17 protein-coding genes and 2 tRNA genes are annotated in these 19079 nt (G+C 37.7%); 7 read left to right on the plus strand and 12 right to left on the minus strand.

All coding sequences use genetic code 11. The annotated features are described in order from the left end of the window. Positions 1-21: 21 nt before the first annotated feature. The 3 genes from PRK60_RS04600 to PRK60_RS04610 all read right to left on the minus strand — a co-directional run bounded on the left by PRK60_RS04600 (position 22) and on the right by PRK60_RS04610 (position 2676). The gene (locus PRK60_RS04600) at positions 22-1368 is read right to left on the minus strand and encodes a hemolysin family protein (RefSeq protein WP_273646398.1); all 1347 of its coding nucleotides are present in this window, start codon (positions 1366-1368) and stop codon (positions 22-24) included. 79 nt (positions 1369-1447) lie between these two features. Next, positions 1448-2518: a tyrosine recombinase XerS gene (xerS, locus tag PRK60_RS04605; RefSeq protein ID WP_102169291.1), complete on the minus strand. Its 1071-nt coding sequence runs from the start codon at positions 2516-2518 to the stop codon at positions 1448-1450. An 84-nt stretch (positions 2519-2602) separates the two neighbouring features. Next, positions 2603-2676: transfer RNA gene (locus PRK60_RS04610), tRNA-Pro, on the minus strand. Between the two features lie 223 nt (positions 2677-2899). Here PRK60_RS04610 and PRK60_RS04615 point away from each other — a divergent pair. Both PRK60_RS04615 and PRK60_RS04620 read left to right on the plus strand, forming a co-directional pair. Then, positions 2900-4024, plus strand: coding sequence for a hypothetical protein (locus tag PRK60_RS04615; RefSeq protein ID WP_102169292.1), 1125 nt, complete (start codon positions 2900-2902; stop codon positions 4022-4024). Between the two features lie 773 nt (positions 4025-4797). Next, on the plus strand, positions 4798-5730 hold the full coding sequence (locus tag PRK60_RS04620; protein ID WP_273646399.1) for a DNA/RNA non-specific endonuclease: 933 nt from the start codon (positions 4798-4800) through the stop codon (positions 5728-5730). Positions 5731-5816: 86 nt separating this feature from the next. Here the strand turns inward: PRK60_RS04620 and PRK60_RS04625 are convergent, their stop codons facing one another. The 3 genes from PRK60_RS04625 to msrB form a co-directional block, all read right to left on the minus strand. Next, positions 5817-6410, minus strand: a complete 594-nt coding sequence (locus PRK60_RS04625) for a site-specific integrase (protein WP_148444626.1) — start codon at positions 6408-6410, stop codon at positions 5817-5819. Positions 6411-6682: 272 nt separating this feature from the next. Beyond that, positions 6683-7624, minus strand: coding sequence for a 3-hydroxyacyl-CoA dehydrogenase family protein (locus PRK60_RS04630; RefSeq protein ID WP_273646400.1), 942 nt, complete (start codon positions 7622-7624; stop codon positions 6683-6685). A 44-nt stretch (positions 7625-7668) separates the two neighbouring features. After that, entirely contained in the window at positions 7669-8106 is a 438-nt protein-coding gene (gene msrB / locus PRK60_RS04635; RefSeq protein WP_148444625.1) for a peptide-methionine (R)-S-oxide reductase MsrB, read from the minus strand. Positions 8107-8285: 179 nt separating this feature from the next. Between msrB and PRK60_RS04640 the strand changes: the two genes are divergently transcribed. Continuing rightward, positions 8286-9086, plus strand: a complete 801-nt coding sequence (locus PRK60_RS04640) for an Abi family protein (protein ID WP_219721830.1) — start codon at positions 8286-8288, stop codon at positions 9084-9086. 347 nt (positions 9087-9433) lie between these two features. On the opposite strand, the gene PRK60_RS04645 is transcribed toward PRK60_RS04640, so the two are convergent. After that, positions 9434-9505 (minus strand) — tRNA-Arg (locus PRK60_RS04645). 92 nt (positions 9506-9597) lie between these two features. Between PRK60_RS04645 and PRK60_RS04650 the strand changes: the two genes are divergently transcribed. Next, positions 9598-10410: an HAD-IIB family hydrolase gene (locus PRK60_RS04650; protein ID WP_102169297.1), complete on the plus strand. Its 813-nt coding sequence runs from the start codon at positions 9598-9600 to the stop codon at positions 10408-10410. A gap of 102 nt (positions 10411-10512) precedes the next feature. Here PRK60_RS04650 and PRK60_RS04655 read toward each other — a convergent pair whose 3' ends face one another. Beyond that, entirely contained in the window at positions 10513-11037 is a 525-nt protein-coding gene (locus PRK60_RS04655) for a nucleoside 2-deoxyribosyltransferase (RefSeq protein ID WP_102169298.1), read from the minus strand. An 80-nt stretch (positions 11038-11117) separates the two neighbouring features. Here PRK60_RS04655 and PRK60_RS04660 point away from each other — a divergent pair, with 80 nt between their 5' ends. After that, positions 11118-12539, plus strand: coding sequence for a DHA2 family efflux MFS transporter permease subunit (locus tag PRK60_RS04660; RefSeq protein WP_273646401.1), 1422 nt, complete (start codon positions 11118-11120; stop codon positions 12537-12539). Between the two features lie 74 nt (positions 12540-12613). After that, entirely contained in the window at positions 12614-12745 is a 132-nt protein-coding gene (locus PRK60_RS04665) for a hypothetical protein (protein ID WP_003717119.1), read from the plus strand. 65 nt (positions 12746-12810) lie between these two features. Here the strand turns inward: PRK60_RS04665 and PRK60_RS04670 are convergent, their stop codons facing one another. The 4 genes from PRK60_RS04670 to PRK60_RS04685 all read right to left on the minus strand — a co-directional run bounded on the left by PRK60_RS04670 (position 12811) and on the right by PRK60_RS04685 (position 18060). Then, on the minus strand, positions 12811-12975 hold the full coding sequence (locus PRK60_RS04670; protein ID WP_178696315.1) for a hypothetical protein: 165 nt from the start codon (positions 12973-12975) through the stop codon (positions 12811-12813). Between the two features lie 18 nt (positions 12976-12993). Then, positions 12994-13839 (minus strand): alpha/beta hydrolase, encoded by an 846-nt coding sequence (locus tag PRK60_RS04675; protein WP_148444624.1) that lies wholly within the window; start codon positions 13837-13839, stop codon positions 12994-12996. 21 nt (positions 13840-13860) lie between these two features. Beyond that, positions 13861-16164, minus strand: a complete 2304-nt coding sequence (locus PRK60_RS04680) for an ATP-binding protein (RefSeq protein ID WP_392391047.1) — start codon at positions 16162-16164, stop codon at positions 13861-13863. A 120-nt stretch (positions 16165-16284) separates the two neighbouring features. Continuing rightward, positions 16285-18060, minus strand: coding sequence for an oleate hydratase (locus PRK60_RS04685; protein ID WP_102169302.1), 1776 nt, complete (start codon positions 18058-18060; stop codon positions 16285-16287). A 181-nt stretch (positions 18061-18241) separates the two neighbouring features. Between PRK60_RS04685 and PRK60_RS04690 the strand changes: the two genes are divergently transcribed. Further along, positions 18242-19072, plus strand: a complete 831-nt coding sequence (locus PRK60_RS04690) for a DNA/RNA non-specific endonuclease (protein ID WP_102169303.1) — start codon at positions 18242-18244, stop codon at positions 19070-19072. Positions 19073-19079: the final 7 nt, after the last annotated feature.

Here is a 19079-nt window from a genome sequence, read left to right on the forward strand (position 1 = left end):
AGCTGAGGAGCATTCTTGATCTTATTTGTCTTCTTGTTTAGTTTTATTTTTCTTTGGTTTAATGTAAATTACTTTGAACTTATTTACGTAAGCATTCTGTAAGTCTAGTGGGATAAATGAGAAGCTGTCGACTCTAATTGGCTGGCCAACTTTTAAGTCATATTGCCGTTCGAGGAAGAATCCTGTAAGAGTCGTTACTTCTGAGTTTTCAAATTGTTCAATTTTAGTATTGAAATACCGTTCAAAATCATCAAGGGGCATCTTACCAGAAACTTCATAAGTAGGGTTCCCCTTGCTATCTGGCTCCTTCTTTTCGATCATATCGGATGTGGCGTGATCAATTTCCTCACCAACAGTTCCAAAGAGTTCTTCGTAAATATCCTTATCGGTAATAATCCCTGATGTTCCACCATATTCGTCTTGAACAACAACAATTGGAACCTGCTTCTTAATCATTTCTTGAAGAACCTTAGTAATTGGCTCATTTTCGTAAACGATTGGAATCTTTCGCATAATCGTCCGAATTGATTGTTGAGGATTAATTTGGTTTTGCCGCATAATATCGTAGGCAAAGATATAACCAAGAATATGATCCTTATCGTTATTAGCGACGACCGGGAATCGAGTAAACTTCTTCTCAAAGTATAGCTGGGCCGCATCAGCAATTGAGGCAGTAATATCGATTACCGCTAACTGAGTCCGGTCAATCATGATATCTTCAGCGACTTTATCATTCATTTCGAAAGCCCGTTGCATAAAGATAACGTCTTCTTTGTCCATTTCACCAGCTTTTTCAGACTGTTGTGAAAGGGTCATAATCTCATTTTGTGAATAAGTATCCTCTTCAGGTTGGACGTTATATCCCAAAAGCTTCGTTACCCAGGCAGCAACGACAGCGAATAACCATACAAATGGATAGAAGATTGTATGGAAGAACTGAATCGGGTGGACAATTGCCAGAAGAATCGGAACTGGTTTATCGATTGCCATATTCTTTGGTACTAAGTCAGTAAAAACAGCGTGGAAGAACGTGAAGATTAGAACACCACAAATAGGGGAAGTAACTTCTCGCACGTCAGCTGGAACAACCGTGATCTTTAACAGTAAGTTGGTAATAAATTGATCACCAATCCACCCTAAAATCAAGGAAGTCATCGTAACCCCAACCTGGGCTGTTGATAGGTACTCATTAAGGTTATTAACCATGTGTTCGGCACGTTGAACCTTCTTAGTTTGACGTAATTCCTTTAACTCACTTGGTCGAACCTTAACAACAGAGTATTCAAGCAAAGTAAATAGTGCTGCTAGCAGCAAAATCAAAATGATAACAATCAGTTGAAACCAATATGAATCCATTAATCCATTCATCTTTTAAATCTCACCTAAGCCTTTAGTTTATTATATTCAAACTCTATTTTAACAGTCTTTTCAAAGAGCGCCAATAACTTCATTCCTTTTCTGGATGATTACTAATTTCGTCAAGTGCCTCTCGCTGTTTTCGCTGATCAACGTGAGTATAGAGGTCAGTCGCGGAAGTTCCTTTCTGACCTAGCTGCTGGGCAACTAACACCTGATCTTTGGTGATGTTGTACATTTCCGAAGCAAGGGTATGGCGAAGTTTGTGCGGGGTCAGCGGATGACCAAAGGCAGTTGAATATTTTTTAACCATTTTTTCAATTGCATTAGCTGTTATTCGCCTGGTTTCACTATGATAAACAGTAAGGAATAGGGCAGTATCTTTTTTTAAGGCGTGGTATCGTTTTGCGCGAATTTCCAAATATGCTTTGATGTACTGCATTGCCCATGGTGCAATTGGCACAGAATCCTTCTGCCCACCTTTCCGCACAACGTCAAGTAAGTTCTGTTTCAAATTTAGGTCAGCCAGGTTAACGTTAGCAGCTTCTGAGACACGAACCCCAGTACCAAGAATCAGGGTGATAATTGCAATATCGCGTTGTTTATTAATTTTATATGCCGGTAACGCGCGCTTATCACACATTTGCGGGTACTGGTTACTGATAAAATCAATAAAGTCGAATTTCATTTCTCCACGATACATGTGAGACGCTAAAGTATGCGCACGGTAGTTTAACGTCTTTGTATCATTTAATGAATCGATCTTGAGCATCACATTTCGGTAAAAATATGGTTCACCATCATTAACATCAGCTGTCACTGTTAAATACTTAAATAGTGAACGTAAGGCATTAATTGAGCGATTGATGGAAGTAGGGGAGTTTAAATGACCTTGTGCATTAGTGGTATGGCCAAGATGATCAATGTACAGCATAATGTCATTTCGCCGTAGCTTAGCAAGTTCATCAGTTTGGATTTCGGTATTGCTCTTTGCCTCAGATATACCACTGATCCGAAGCCAATCAAAAAAGCGCCGGATCTCCGTTAAATACTGGTAAGTAGTGGTAACTGCATGATTAGTTCCCAGATAGTATTCATTTACATAATCAGGAAGCCTTGTAAGTTCCTGTTGAATTAAACTTAGATATTTATCTGATTCCATTATTTTACATTCCACCTGATATATACTTTTATCTACTATTATAATAAAAAAAGCCATCCCGGAGAGGAATGACTCTTAGATTAATCGGGAAAACAGGATTCGAACCTGCGACCCCCTGGTCCCAAACCAGGTGCTCTACCAAGCTGAGCTATTTCCCGTTGACGGGTTGTGTCGCACAACATGAATTATATTACCAGAAGCGTAGTGAGTTGGCAAGAAGATCAAGAAAGAAAATTGAAAGAAGTTAAAAAAGATAATGCATCAGCTAAGAATATCCAACCATTACTTAAATTTTTGTACTTTTACGAATATTCGTTCGAAAAAAAGGAACAAATTTGCTAAAATATATTTTAGCGAACAAACGTTCAGAGGAGAAATAAAATGACATTTGAACTAGTCTATCGCTCTAGTAAGGGTAACAAAAATTATTGGACTACTAAACACCACTTTACGCGGAAAGAGAGCGATCATTACCAATGGGAAACAATTCAAAGGATGAATACAGAATTTCCGCAATTAAAATTTAACTACCCAACACTATTTGCCAATAAAAAGATTGAGCGCTTTTACTATCTGGATTTGGAAAGTAAGAACTTGCGAAAGTTGGTACCTAATAAGCCTAAATCTTCATCTGTTAACGTTTCAAATGAAGATTACCAAAGTCCATTAAAATCGAAAGACCGAAAGTATTATGCTATCGCAATCGACATTGATAATGAAAGGCATTACTTTAACACGAATAAAGGGATCTTCATCAAAGAATTTGGCGAGCAAGTCCGTCGCTGGAAAGAGCTAGATAAAGCGATTGCCACGGCTAATGCGATCCGGTCTAATAAGAAGGTGCTAGCCCAATATCCAGAATTAAAGCCGCTAGCTAATTATGTAGTTAATTTAAAAACTGGTGTGGTTGTTTGGCCTGATAATGTTTCTCTGGTTAAGGAAAATGATACTGATCAGATAACAATCGATAACCCTGTTATTATGTTAATGAAATTAGAACAACTTCAAGGACAGCTTACCCAACATTTTAGCGATAATAATAAGTTTCCCGTAAACGATAGACGAGATTCAATTAAACTAGCCCAAATTAATTTTGAAAAGTTTAATGCTCAGAAAACATTTGAGGCACTTAGCTATTTAGTTACAGTGATGAGCCAAAAGCAGCTAATAGACAAGCTACTTAAGTCTTATGATAAAGGTCTGCTTCAAGATTACTTGCATACAATAGAATTAGCTAACCTAGAATCCTTTGACGCAGATAGCTTCGCTAAACACCTTCAATTAATGCGCCAAGACCGCCGACAAGTTAAGAACTTAGCCCTAATCCTAGATGTATTAGCAAGAAATATCGATTTGAAAGAAATCCTAAAACAACTACTACAAGAGCCCTCATTGAAAAATCAATATCACTACCGCCATAAGGAAACCGGTAAATTGCTATTACGGTTTCTTAATTCAAACTCAGAGGAGCCTTTACCCGAAGACGGACGGGGAGGGGAGGTGTAGTTTTTATATACCCTACTCTCTAGATAAACTCTTATCTAACAGCAATCATGAGAATGAAATTGGCTAGTTTAGTAGTAATATCGGTCTAAACTAAAGATTAAGTCTGGAGCTCTGTGCAACTTCTTACATTAGGAATGTGTAGCCGACATACGAAACAACTGCTTTATATTTTATATAGCAGCAAATATAGTTTGCGGATTATTGATCTTGCTTAAGCAAAGAATAATGGCTAAGGCTGATATGTCAAGAACTGTTGATATATCAGCAATCCAAGAAAGTTATAAGTTACCGTTGATTAGAATCAAGTGACTTCTGAGATCATAAGTATTTGCCAATCTAGTTAATAAAGCAATTTGAGCCCAAATATTATACGTCATCGAATGGATGAACCATGCACCAAAAGCACCCGCTCAAGATCGCGATATTTAAACTTATAATAGATTATGACTTTCAAAATTAAGCATATTATTGCTAAGTAAACAATTTAATATGACAGTGGAATGTAATTAACCAATAAAAATAGTCAAGGTTTGTGACTGATTATTTAAAGAGGGGTTCTCTAATTAAGATATCAACCTGTCATTAAAATTATAGTTTTAATGCTAGAGATATTGAAAAAGTACCCCAGCACTCATTTTTTACTCAATTATCCTTTCATACATAGACTCAACTTTAGTAATTAAATATTTGTAAATTTGTTTTTAGCAACTTGACTCCTCACTACTGACTTAACTAAAATACAAATACTTTGAATTACTAAGGAGAAAATTCTTTTGCGGCTAATTAAAGCAATTAAGATTGGCTTATTATTTATCATTGGATTTGGCATTGGGATTGGTTTTGCATATGGCTATCCATATTACCAGAAACTCCAGTTCCAACATCATTTTCAGCAAAATTACGATCATCGATCATCAAATACTGTTGGCGGAATCACTAGTCATCAAAAACAGATGCTGGCACAATTAAATTATCATTCTGGTCAATATCCGATTATCTATTTAAACAACGGTAAATCAACCTTAAACCCTAAGTCATGGAAAACAAACCATGTTAACTATCAACAACTTGATGCTCAGCAACGAACATCGGCTAGTAATACCGCATTCCTTCAACAACGGAATCATGCCAACACTAGTTTACGAGTTCAGCAAACCGTTGAACCTGCTGGTTGGCATCCTAATCGCAATGGTCTGTTGATTTATAATCGTGGTCACTTAATCGCTTATTCATTAACAGCCGGTCTTAATAAAATAACTGGTAAGTATCAACCAAGTGCCGTTGGTGATCAAGATAATCCACGAAACCTCTTTACAGAAACTGATTTTACTAATCAGATGCTTCAAACAATCTATGAAACGGAAGTTCGTCATGCAATTGAACATGGTAAACACGTTATTTTCCAAGCAACACCAATTTTTCGTAATAATGAAACAATTGCTCGCGGAATTAATCTTCAAGCGCTTTCAACAGATGGAACGCTTAATTTTAATGTTTATCTGTTTAATGTTGAGCCTGGAATAAGGATTAACTACCAAGATGGGACAACAATGGTTGATAATTCACAACAGATTCCAGTTCCATTTGCTGCTGACGATGATTATGAAATCGACAAAAGTAATGAAGCAGATGGTCCAATTAAAGCAACTGGCAAATATTCACGACCGATCACTGATCGACCACGACAATATTATCGTTCGTATTGATAATAGAATATTGAAAAACAGCGGTTCTCGTTGGTTTTTTTGCTAACGAGAACCGCTATTTTTTAATAGATAAAATATTATGTAAACTAACCAAAATCAATCTTATTTAGCATTTGTTCTCGACTGGTTTGATCAAGGCCAAGATACTTTAGTGTCATGGCCTCGCTGGAATGATTTAGCAGACTCATCACCAAACCAATATTATAGTTACTCTGAACGTAAACTCGGTAAGCACCTGTTTTACGCATCGTATGTGTTCCAAGATAATTAATATCTAACAACTCGCCAACTTCGTGCATAACATTATAGAATTGGCGTTCATCAATATGTTTAGTGGGTCGTGTGATTGAAGGAAATAACCATTCGGTAGTTCCCTCAAAATGCATCTTTTTAAGCCATTGCTGATACATTAATAGATCTTGGTTAACCGGTCGTAAATACAAGGTATTCTGTTTACCGGTTTTCTTATCTTTAATAAAAGCATGTTCACGCAACAAGCCATTTTCTTCAAAGACATCTGATTGCTTTAAGCGTAAAACATCACTCACTCGCAATAATGTCGCTTTACCAACTTGAAAGATGGTATAGTTTCGTCGCCCAGCCTTAAAATTGTGAAGGAGTGTGTCTTGAACTTCGGAAAGAATGTTTGAATCCTTAATTGGTAGTACTAATTGTTTCATTTTCCCCACCTAATACTGGTAATGTTATTATTTTGTTATTCACAATAATAACACATCTATTATTTTATTTAAAACGCGATCCTATTATATCAACATTTACGAAGTGTTATTATATACAAATAACACTTCCTTGCTGAGAATAATTTAAATCTAAGTCAAAATTTAGGGGTAATTTCGTTTAAAAACAAAATTAGCTCTCAGACGCAATGAAAATCAGTTAGACATGTAGTTGTCCATTTGATTTATTCTGAGAGCTAATTTTATTTCAATAATTATTTTTGATCGTCCTTAAGCTGATCAAGGAGTGCCTGATCCCGTTGTTTAACGATTTTCTTACCAGCATCCCCTTGCCAATCAAAGAAGCCCTTTCCCGTCTTTAATCCTAATTCATTTTGGGAAACTTTTTTAGCGAGCGCTGGATCAGTTCCGGTTTCGTTAGCTAAATCTGCATATAAGTATGAACTAATATTCTTAAAAACATCCAGCCCGCCTGGATCTGCACTGGCGACTGGCCCAACTAAATTCCAACGACGACCAAGACTATATTTAACAATATCATCAACTGCCTCTGGACTAGCAATGCCTTCATCGATAATATGGAAGGCTTCCCGCAAGACTGCTAGCTGAATTCGGTTACCGACAAAACCGAGTGCCTCCTTCTTAAGCGGTACAGCATGTTTGCCGACCTTATTCATGAGCTTAACAGTAACATCAACCGTTTCTTGAGTCGTCTTTTTACCAGGAACAACTTCAACTAATGGCATTAACTGTGCAGGATTCCAAAAGTGGGCAACGACAAACCGTTCTGGATGCTGAAGGACACTTTGTAAGGCTGTTGGGCTTAATCCCGAAGTGTTAGTTGCCAAAATTGCTGACTCTTTAACAATCTTCTCAATTTCCGTCCAAACTGACTTCTTAATTTCCTCATTCTCAATAATTGATTCAATTACAAAATCTGCATTTTGACAAGCAGCAGTAAGATCAGTTGTATAGGTTAGCCGGTTTAAAATTTCTTCTGGCTTTTCAGTGATCATTCCAGCATCCATAAAAGTTTTCAGATCATGACGAATCAGCTCTTCACCACGCTGAAGTCCCGTTTGCTGACGATCATAAACTTTAACATTATAACCATTCATTGCAAATTGGAGAGCGATCGCGTGACCCATTGTTCCAGCACCAATATTAGCAATCTCTTTAATTCCGGTTAATTCCATCGTCATCACACTCCTTAATATTACTATTATAATTATAATAGATATTATTGGAAAAGTGATTGATATTCACCATATCCTTGAGCAGCTAATTGGTCAACCGGGATAAACCGTAACGCGGCAGAATTGATGCAATATCGTAAGCCTCCGCGATCTTGTGGACCATCAGTGAAGACATGTCCTAAATGAGAATCACCATCCTTGCTACGGACTTCAGTTCTTTCCATTCCAAATGACTGATCACGTTTTTCTTTAACTGCCCGACTCTTAATTGGCTGTGTGAAAGATGGCCAGCCACATCCTGCATCATATTTATCTAAGGAAGAAAACAAGGGTTCACCACTGACAACATCTACGTAAATTCCGGGTTGGTCAAAATGATCATACTTTCCCGTAAAAGGTCGCTCCGTTGCTGCTTCTTGTGTAACCGCGTATTGTGTTGGCGTTAATTTTGCTAATGCTTCTTTTTTCTGCTCTTGATTCATGAGATTACACCCCCATAAGCCATGTTTGTCTTATACTTATAAGATAAACATACTTAATAGATTAATGTCGAGAAAAATGCTTTTATTCTATTGAAAAATATATTCAATTTACGTCTTATGCCTAACAAAATGATCGACGTTAAAAAACTAATTAATACAAAAGTGAGGTAATATCACCAATGGATAAGCCAATGTTAAACAGTGCGCAACTCGTTAAGCATATGCAAGAAAAAGGGATTAAGTTTGAAATTACAACTACTAAAGACGCACGATATATGCTAGACAATGTAAATTATTATTTTAAACTTGCCTCTTATAGGGTAAATTTTCCAAAAAATTATGATAAAAAATATATTAATTTGGACTTTGCATACTTAACCGACTTAGCATCCATTGATATGCAGCTTAGAGATTACCTACTTGATCTATCTTTGGATATCGAACATGGTATTAAAGTAATTTTACTTCACCAAATAGCAAACGATCCCAAAGAAGATGGATATACTATTGTTAAGGAATTTAAAAATAAATTTCCACAATACTACAATAGAGCAATTAAAACTTTTAAGAACAACCGATATGAAAAAGATATGTTTAATAAGTATCAAGCCACCGTACCTGTTTGGGTATTCATGGAAATAATCACATTTGGTACTTTATTACGTTTCGTAAATTTCTATTATGAGAAAACACACTATAAACGTATTAGACCGATTTATAATCATCTAAAATATAGTAAGCATATTAGAAATGCTTGTGCGCACAGCAATCCACTTCTACTAAATTTATTTTCATCAAAAGAGTTTTTACCCCACCCTTCTGATCCAGTAAAAGCTGCAGCAAGATTAATGGGTGTTTCAAATGGATATTTACAAGATTTGAAAGTAAATGATTTAATTTCGCTATTTTACTTACACAAGATTATCGAAAGTAAAAAAAATGAGCGAACACCGTATCAGACAAGGAAAAAGGCTTATTAAACGATTTCACCGTCACAAAGAGTGGTACGCTGACAATACTAAGCTGAACACCTTTTTCACAATACTTACGCAAATGATTGACCACTTAAATATAAAATAGTATTATATATGTATTGAATTAACGGTAAGACCGTTAACTGATGGAGGCCTTGCGCCAAAGTCAGGTATTTATGAAAAGAGTCGATCAAATAAATGATCGACTCTTTTTGCTTAAATAAACTATAATTCTGCACACATGTGTGCAGAGTTCACATTTTTGGGTGTTTTTTGAAAATTACTTAAGAAAACAAAAAGCCTACAACCGCTGATATTTAGACGATTATAGACTTTTCATGATTTATCAATAATGCGCCCCCCGAGAGTCGAACTCGGATCATGAGGACCGAAATCTCATGTGCTATCCATTACACTAAGGGCGCCTTACATAGTTTATTTTAATCCTTTTCTAGTAAAATAGTAAGTAGTAATTAATAAATTAGAGAATTTAATCTCTAATAAAAGGGAGAACGCCATGCTACCACAAAAATTTATCGCGATTGATATTGATGGAACATTATATGACGACAATGATTATTTTGATCATCAACGCTTTAACCGTGACTATCAAGAACTCTTCAATAATGGGATCCTTCTAATCGCTGCGACGGGAAATAGCTATGATGCGGTTCAATCAATTTTCCGCGGATGCCCAGTAGATACATTTGTTGCCGAAAACGGTGGCCGGATAGTCATTAACAGTCAAGATGTTATTAGTCATGTTCATCCACGACCACTATTAAAAGATTTAATTGAGTTTCTTATTCAGCAAGATTATCATCCAGATCTCTTTTCGCTTTCGGGAGCTTCAAATACTTTCATTAGTAATAAATTTAAGGGTATTCCTGTCCCATTTTACCCCCATCATCAATATTTCTCATCGCTTGAACAGGTTAACGAGCCAGTGTATAACGTCAACTTAAATTGGTTTAAAAGCCGCCCACAATTATCAATAATTGAGAAAGTCATTCAATCCATTAACAACGCTTATCCTAAGATGGTCCAGGCTACTTATAGCGGTGCTTACGGGATCGATATTTTACCGTATGGGGTGAACAAGGCAGCTGGACTAAAAGAATTAATTAGTCATTTCCCTGGTAGAAGTCTTGCTGACGTGACTGCATTTGGTGATACTAGTAATGATCTTGAAATGATTCAAGAAAGTGGGATTGGTTTTGCAATGAAAAACGCTACCCCCGATTTAAAACGAGTTGCTGACCAGATTACCCAAAAAGATAATAATCATAATGGTTTGCTTTATGAAATTGAAAAGCAATTTTTAAGTTAACAATTGAAAATATATTATGTAAACTTAGGCAAAAAAGGAACCAGCGCCTTACCAATCTTATACGGTAGACACTGGTTCTCTTTTTGTCTTTACTCGATTAAATTAGTAAACAGCCCCATCATAGAAGTTAAAGGATGGTTTGTTAAAATCAAAAGACGCTAATTCAGACATTTTAATAAATTGATCGGCAATTCCCCAACTCATTAAATTAATTGGTTTTCCCCAATCTTCATCCGGAATAACAACCAGAATGTGCTTGCCAAGTGCAGAGGCCATCCCTAGTTCAACCCCCATCCCAACATCTTCTTCCTTAGGGATATAAACGGCTAATAATAAGTCACTAGTTGAAACACCAACTCGATCACCATTATAGGTAGCTGTTGCCCATTCACGGTCTTCTAGCAACTCAGGGTGTTCATCAACCCTTAATCCCTTATATTGGTGCTCTAATGGAACGTATGAGTTTTCTACATCAACCGTTGGATTTTCCTTAATTGCTGCCATTGCATTCTTATAAGCCTTGTTTTGATTATCTGTAAACCAACCGGCGCAAAAGTAAACAGTCTTTGTCTTTTGACCCACGAAATTTCCTCCTCTAATTAAAACAATCAGATCATATTTTAGCATACGAATGAAAAAAGTGCTTACGAAAAAAATTTAAATCTGGTAGACTAATCAATCGTTGAGTAAAGGAGTGAAGAAATATAATGGATAATACTCAAAATAATACTGCACGAAAGCAGCTTGCGCATCCTAAACTAGCAATGGTAGCAATGTTATTAGGAGCTTTTGTGGGAATGTTAAGTGAAACCTCACTTAACATTGCGCTTCCCAAACTAATGTTGTCCTTACGTGTCAATATGGCAACTATTCAGTGGTTAGTTACCGGGTACATGCTTGTTATTGGAATTATTCTTCCCTTATCAAGCCTAATTTCAAAATGGTTTACTACTCGTCAGATCATTATCTTTGGTTTACTAAGCTTTATCATTGGGGCGGTTATCTCCGCTTGTGCAAGCAGTTTTCCAGGAGTGTTAATCGGTCGAATGGTACAAGGGATTGGAACCGGGTTTATTCTTCCACTAATGTTTGCCGTCGCAATGCAAATCTTTCCACCCCAAAAGCTTGGGGCTGTATTGGGAATCTGTGCACTAGTAATTATGTTTGCACCAGCGATTGGGCCAACACTTACCGGACTAATTCTTGCTAAACTTTCTTGGCGCTGGATCTTCTGGCTATTTATCCCGTTCTTAGTCTTAGCGCTAATTTTTGCAATAACTTCATTAGATAACGTTAATAACATTAGTAAACCACATGTCGACTGGCTTTCAATTATTGAATCCGCAGTTGGCTTTTCTGGGCTAGTCATTAGTGCTAGCCTCTCTAGTCGTGATGGCTGGCTATCAGTTCCCGTTCTCTCGGCATTAGTGGTTGGAGTAATTGTTTTAGGATTTTATATTCACCGCCAACTCCACTTAACAGAACCAATTCTTAATCTAAGGTTATTTAAAATTCCGGCCTTTAGGACAGGAGCTCTGTTAGTGATGCTCGATTTTGGGATCATCCTTTCAGCAATGTACTTATTACCAAACTACCTACAAAATGGTTTGTTGATTCCGGTTGCTCTTACTGGTATGATTATGCTTCCCGGAGGAGTGATCAATGCTATTACATCTGCACTAGCCGGTCGACTTTACGATAATATTGGCGCTAAAAAAACAGTAATGATTGGCTTAGTTATTGCACTAATCGGAACTATTATGTTTGCAAGTACTTCAAATCATTCATCGGTTGGTTATATCATTATGGCTCATGTGATCTTAATGATTGGTTGTCCATTAGCAATGTCCCCCGCGCAGACTAGTTCGCTAAACTCCCTCAATGGTCTTGAATCAGCAGATGGAAGTACAATTCTTAACACTCTCCAGCAAATTGTTGGTGCATTGGCAACTGCATTGGCAACTAGTTTCCTCGAACTTGGGCAAAAGAATGTTACTGGTACTGCAGCTCTTAAATTTACTAATGGGTTCCACTATGGAATTTACTTTACCCTTGTCTTAGTTGTGATTACCTTAATTCTTTCCTTTAGGCTTCAAGACCGCGCTAAGAAAACGCAAGATATTAATTAGCTATCGGTTGCAATTTCTTGGCAAAATGCTGATAATAAGACCAACCGCCTATTAACTATAAGGAGTTGGTTTTATTGTTACCTTCATTACCTGTTGGTATTGGTGAAGTCCATGCAATGCATGAGCTGTTTAAATTAAACCCGCGTTTGGCGATTATTGTTTTGCTACTATTAATATGCCTAGCATTTTACCTGAAAAATAAGTAGAAATAAAAACAGAGCTTTGTCACTCTGCCCTCTAATTAAGAGGAATGAAGGAGCAATGCTCTGTTTTATTTTGTCATTATATCTTTAAGGCCGATTTTTACTAATTCTTTAGCTGCTGCAGAAACGGTTAATGATTGTTTTTCTGCATATTGCTTAACTAGTTGATAAACCGCTAGATCTTCTGGGCCGCGCCAAATAATACCAGTTACCTGCCCATGTTCTTTTTCCATTAAACCACTTCCTTAAACCTAATCCTTATCCCAAAGTATCTTGGCGACTCGCTGTATAATAGCCATTCGATCATGGAGTTGAAAATGATTGGTCTTGGGAACCACTACTTGTCTGTATTGAATCTCTGGATGAATCCTCACAAGTGTTTGAAGCATTTCTGACTGTACACGTGGGACCGATTCATCCCTGCCACCCATGATATTAAAAAACTTGATAGAAGAGTTAGGATGCCAGCTCCTCATCTGCTGCTCCAACTGGTGGAAATTACGATCCTTTGATTTACGGTTTAAATTAGGAACAAACTTTACTTTAACGCCAAAACTCTCTTCAACTGGGACACCAAGAAAAACTACTTTATGAAGTTGAATATTTTTTTGTAGTTTTTCAGAACTCATATAAGCATGAATGAACTCGGTTCCCCCATAAGAATGGGCAATAACATTCATTCGTTTAATATGGTAACGATCATGAAGTAATTGAAGCGCTTTGGTTAATTGGTAAACTTGGGGATGGTAAGAGGCGTTATAGTTCCAATTGTAGAGTATTTGAATAAGCGCATTTTTCTGCTGATGATAACTTCCACTAGTTTTAACCGTTCCTGTTGGTGACACCCATACTGTCATTACCTTTTGCGCATAATGATGACTTTCAAAGTAATGCGTCATTCGATAATAAGTAGTTGTGTTACCGCCCCAGCCAGGAATCATTACAGTTGGCGTTTCATCGTAATGAATATTTGAACGATAGTCACTTGTTTTTAACGAATGATTAGGCAATGGTAATAGGATAGTAAATTGAATGATTAACATCAGTATTAATAGAATACTAATAGTTGCGGTGAACCCTTTTAATAATCGTCTCATTACTTATCATCTCGGTTCGTCTTAACCAAATAACCGGGCCCAGAAGCCTTTCTTCTTTGGCTTTTCTTCTTCAACTGGAGAAGTTGATTGTTCATCAGTACTCGTAACGGGATTCTCTTTCTCATAAGGATTGTGCTCACCAATCCACCGGAAGAATTCTGGAGCCTTAATTTCAACAAACTTCCCTCGTTTACCATTAATCCCATCTACACAAAGCTCAATTGGCAAAGCATTTCGGTATTTTTCGATACTATCAGCTGTAAAGCCGTTAAAGGTATTCAACTTTGAAATATCGAATAGTAAACTGTCATCCCCCTGACGATATTGAAAATCATCTTGCTGGGTCAGGTAAAGCTTAGCCCAACGATTTCGCGAACTTTCCTTAAAGTCATCGCAGATTGTCTCGGAGAAGTAATCAGGCAATGGGAGATTAGCCATTTCATAATAGTTCTTAAATAACTGCCTGGTCATTGCAAGGAAGTCAAGTCGTCCCGTATCAGAATTGAAGCCCCTCCATGGGGTTTCATCGTCTTCAAGAAGGTTCGCCATCCGCATTACAAAGTCCTTAAACAGAGTATTATTCAGTGTCTTTCGAACATTAAAGATATACTGGTTAGCTGCTCCTTTCTGCGACTCATCAATGACCTTGTCAATTTGGAGGTAGTAAGTACGCCGAGCGGTTTCCCGAAGCATAGTAAAACCCGAATCATAATTAGTTGTCCCGATTAATGGAGCAATTGGGTGCGGATGGTTTACAAGCTCATTCATAATATCGACGATCAGATGTCGACTGTATTGATCTTGCTGGAAGAAGTACGGTTCAATTTCATCTAACAAAACCGGGTATGAACTACCAAGTTTCATATAATGTTCCATCGCCTCAACAGTCTTTGCTTTCTTTTGAGGAGTTTGCGATGGGTAGATCGTTCCAAAGTCAATCAACGAGCGATCAGTATTCCATGTGAGCTGATTAATAATCCGGAGAAGAGTTGACTTTCCTGAACCAGCCGTTGCCCCTAAGATTAGGAAATTAGGAACATCATTCCCATCTTCAGGGTTCAGGCTAGCTTTAGAACGAATTTCCCATAAAAATGGCGCAGTAAAACTATACAAAATTGCTTCAAAGAACCGCTTCCCGTAGTCAGCATCATAATCAACGACAAACTGCTGATAGCCTTTCATAACAGCATCAATACTTTTTAAACCGTCACGAATTTCAGAAATAGTTGCAATTTTACCAAATGGGATTGGGTGAGTTCCCGTATCATTAGGAACGTATAGGCCACTATTGTTATTCGCGATGTTTCGTTCCATTGGTCGATCGTACAGAAACGTCGTGTACTTTTTCTCAGCATCCCGTTGCTGTGGTGACATTCCACTGATCAAAGCATCCTGAACCTGCTTGGTAATTTTTTCTCGAGTCTTTAGTTTTGGCTTAGCTGCCCGAGGAGAGACTGCTTCTTTTTGCAAAGTATAAATCGTATCATGTTGCTTAACCTGCTTAGCAATTTTCTCCTTTGCTTGAGAACGATTTATGGTAATATCACGCATTGACTTTGTGATCATTTCAGGAACAAGATTATGGTCAATATCATGCTGAAGGTCATGCTTCAACAGATCCACCATGTCTGTTTCAGCGATCTTATCTGTTGTTTCATTATCAAGGATAACCGGTCCCTTACCGCTATCCTGATCTTTCTTTCCTTCCTCAACTTGCTTTTGAGCTGCCTTTACTAGGTTCGTAGTAAAGAAAGGCTTCAATACTGGCTTAAAATCCTTTTTAAAGTGGTCAGCAAGGTTTTGGTATAAGCGGATATCATTGTCAAATACCAATACTTCTTCAAATTGATTTCGGTGAGCATCAAATGAAGCTTCGTCTAAATCTACACTCCCAAGAATCACACGGGAATCATGAGTAGTTGAACTACTTAACAAGTAAAACTTAGAATGGATAACCTGAGTAGGCGCGATTGATACGCGAAAAAGATTATTTAAAACGTTCGTTTGGTTGTCACTGGTTAACGCTGAGAAGAGTTTAGCAGCTTCTTTATTTGCTGAACTGAGGAGAGCATTGGTAAGTGCAACCTTTGTCACCATCTCATCAGCACTTAATTCACTAGTTGATTGGGAGCTTAACGCTACATTAATACTGATAAAATTACTAAGGTATTTATTAATGAAGTCAGCAGTAATCTTCCCAGTTACTGCGATTAACTGATCGTATTTTTGTGAATCAAATAATTGATGGATCTTTAATGGTGGTGTTTCTTGACCATCAAAAACAATATGAATTTTTCTTATATCAGCAGTTTCTGTCATGACCATAATCCTTTACTATCAATAAATATATTAGTTTTATTTTCGACTATTTAATCCCTTTTTGCAAGTGGTTCCCCGATAAGCTATATAAAAAAAGAAGCCGGAAATTTCCAGCTTCTTTCATCTTTATAGTAAGTGCTGTTGCTCCATTAATTCACCAATCCACGTTCCTTGGAGTTTCTTTAATAATGGCTTTTCAACAATCTTTGGAATTGGCAAGTCCATGTCTTTTAACGGCTTCTTATCATTCATGTAATACATTGCCCGCATCAACTCTCGAAGATCATAAATAGAGTTAAAGACTTCTGGAACACCCCGATCAACATCTAATAGAGTGTAGACGGCTTCCATTGCGGTCCGTACTGAATATTCCGTGGTAAATACGGTATCACGACTTGGGGATTCAGCAAAGTTACCAATAAATGCCAAGTTAGCAGATCCTTCTGGAACAACGTCTGGACGGTCGCCCTTAACTCGTGGCATAAAGTAGCTAGTGATGAATGGCATATATACTGGAACAGTATTAATTGAACTCTCCTTAGCCAAATTGTCAATTAACGCTTCTGGAACTCCCAGATGGTATAGCCATTCCTTGGTAATCTCTTCACCAGTACAATCAACGATCCGTTTCTTAATATAGTTTCCCTTTGTATTAGAGTACAGACCGTAAATCCAAACAATAGTTTCATTTTTCTTTTGCTTCTTGAAGTGTGGTTGACGGTGAATTGTCCAGGAAAGCATCCAATTAGAGTCAGTGACCGTAATGATTCCACCAGTATTAACTTTGCCATCATGGAGATCCCGTTTGGTTAAGCGTTCGATGTATGGTTCAACTTGCGGATTCTTAACGGTTGCAGTAGCGGAAATGAACCAGCTTCTCCCTGGAAGATTCTTGCAAAAGACATCAGGATGACCAAAATCAGCTGACTGCCGAGCAAGGTTTTCCCACAGTTTCCAACTACCACCAAGTGCTTGCGTTGGTCGAGCTGCTTGATGGTGACTGCCGTAAGTAGAACTTTCTGTAATTGAACCGTTTGTGACAAAGACAAGGTCATTGTCCGTTAACTCAACAACTTTATCTTTACCGGCTTGAGTTAATAAGATTCGCTTAGCGTGCTTTTGCCGCCCCTGAGTATCAACAATAACATTCTTTACCTGGGTATCGTACTCAATCTTGACATGATGATCTTTCAAGTAGGCCAATAGCGGCTTGGTCATTGATTCATATTGGTTATACTTATTAAACTTCAGTGCAGTGAAATCCGGTAAACCATCAATATGGTGAATAAACCGCATCATGTAACGACGCATTTCAGCTAGGGAGTGCCACCGTTCAAATGCAAACATTGTTGACCAATAAATCCAGAAATTGCTTTCAAAGAAATCATCAGAGAAGTATTCACCAATAGTCTTCCTTCCCAGCTTTTCTTCAGGGGTCATAATTAGCTTAGTCAGCTCTTTGATTGCCTTTTTACTTAAACCATATTTACCGTCCGATGGAACTTCATTTCCCCGCTTATAGGTTAAACGACAATTAGAACTGTTTGGATCTTCCTTATCTAACCAGTAGTATTCATCAAGGTAGGAAGCACCTGGAATTTCAAGTGATGGAATTGAACGATACATGTCCCACATACACTCGAAATGGTTCTCCATTTCCCGGCCTCCACGAGTAACAAAACCAATTCCAGGACGATCTTCACCATCAAGAGAACCACCAGCAACCGGTAATTCCTCTAAAATATGGATATTCTCACCCGGCATTTGAGCATCACGAATTAAAAACACGGCTGCCGATAAGCCAGCTAAACCACCACCGATGATGTAGGCGTGTTTCTTGTCAACGCCAGCGGGCTTCTTTGGTCGAGCAAAGGCTTCATAATTCCCGTTTGAATAATACATTTTGACGACTCCCTTCTCAGTAAACAAGTGCATCATAACTACCTTAATTTTAGTGAAAGCGGTTGAAAGTGTCAATTTTATTAAACACAATGAACTTATAAATTAATTCTAAATAATTATTCCAAACGTATGTTCAAACTAGTAAAATAGACTTTGGAATTATTAGAAATGGAGTGAATTTATGAAACTTAAGAAACGCCTCTATCACCTTTTATTTGCTCTTGCTGGTTTATTAGTAGTTACTGGAGTTATCCAGCAACCTCAGCTAACAAATGCTTCGTTAAACCATATTAGTAAAATTGCTTATTGGAAGAAAACCAGTCATAACGCTCAAAAAACATTACCGCCAACTCAGGAACAGGCTAATTCAGTCTTAACTCCGGCTGTTCGCCAACAACTTGGCACTTCAATTACCTGGAACAAAGCCGGTGCGTTTATTATCAATAATAACCAAACAAATCTTAACGCTAAGATTGCAAGTGCCCCCTATGCTGTAAATCATCTTGACCGTCAAGGAAGGGCGTGGCAAGGTGATGCCTGGTTAAACAGGACAACTCGTCAATATAAAAGCCGAATTGCCACAGGGAATGGTGCTACGGATTGGCGACCAGCTGGCTTCCTTCAGGCGCATAATCTTAAAGGCGGGTACAATCATGCATACGATCGCGGACACCTTCTTGCCTATGCACTAGTTGGTGGTATTCATGGATTTGATGCATCCGAATCAAATCCATCTAATATTGCCACGCAAACTGCCTGGGCAAATGAAGCACGAAGTAAGAACTCAACAGGACAAAATTACTACGAAGGTCTGGTGAGAAAAGCATTAGATCAGAATAAGCAGGTTCGCTACCGAGTTACCAATATTTATGACGGTAATAATATCGTTCCGGCAGGTGCTCATATCGAAGCTAAATCTAGTGATGGTTCTTTAGAGTATAATGTCTTTGTTCCGAATGTCCAAAGAAACATTACCATCAATTATTCAACCGGTGCAGTAAAGCAAAACTAAAAAAGCA

It is taken from the genome of Limosilactobacillus portuensis (assembly GCF_028607025.1).
GTDB lineage: Bacteria > Bacillota > Bacilli > Lactobacillales > Lactobacillaceae > Limosilactobacillus > Limosilactobacillus portuensis.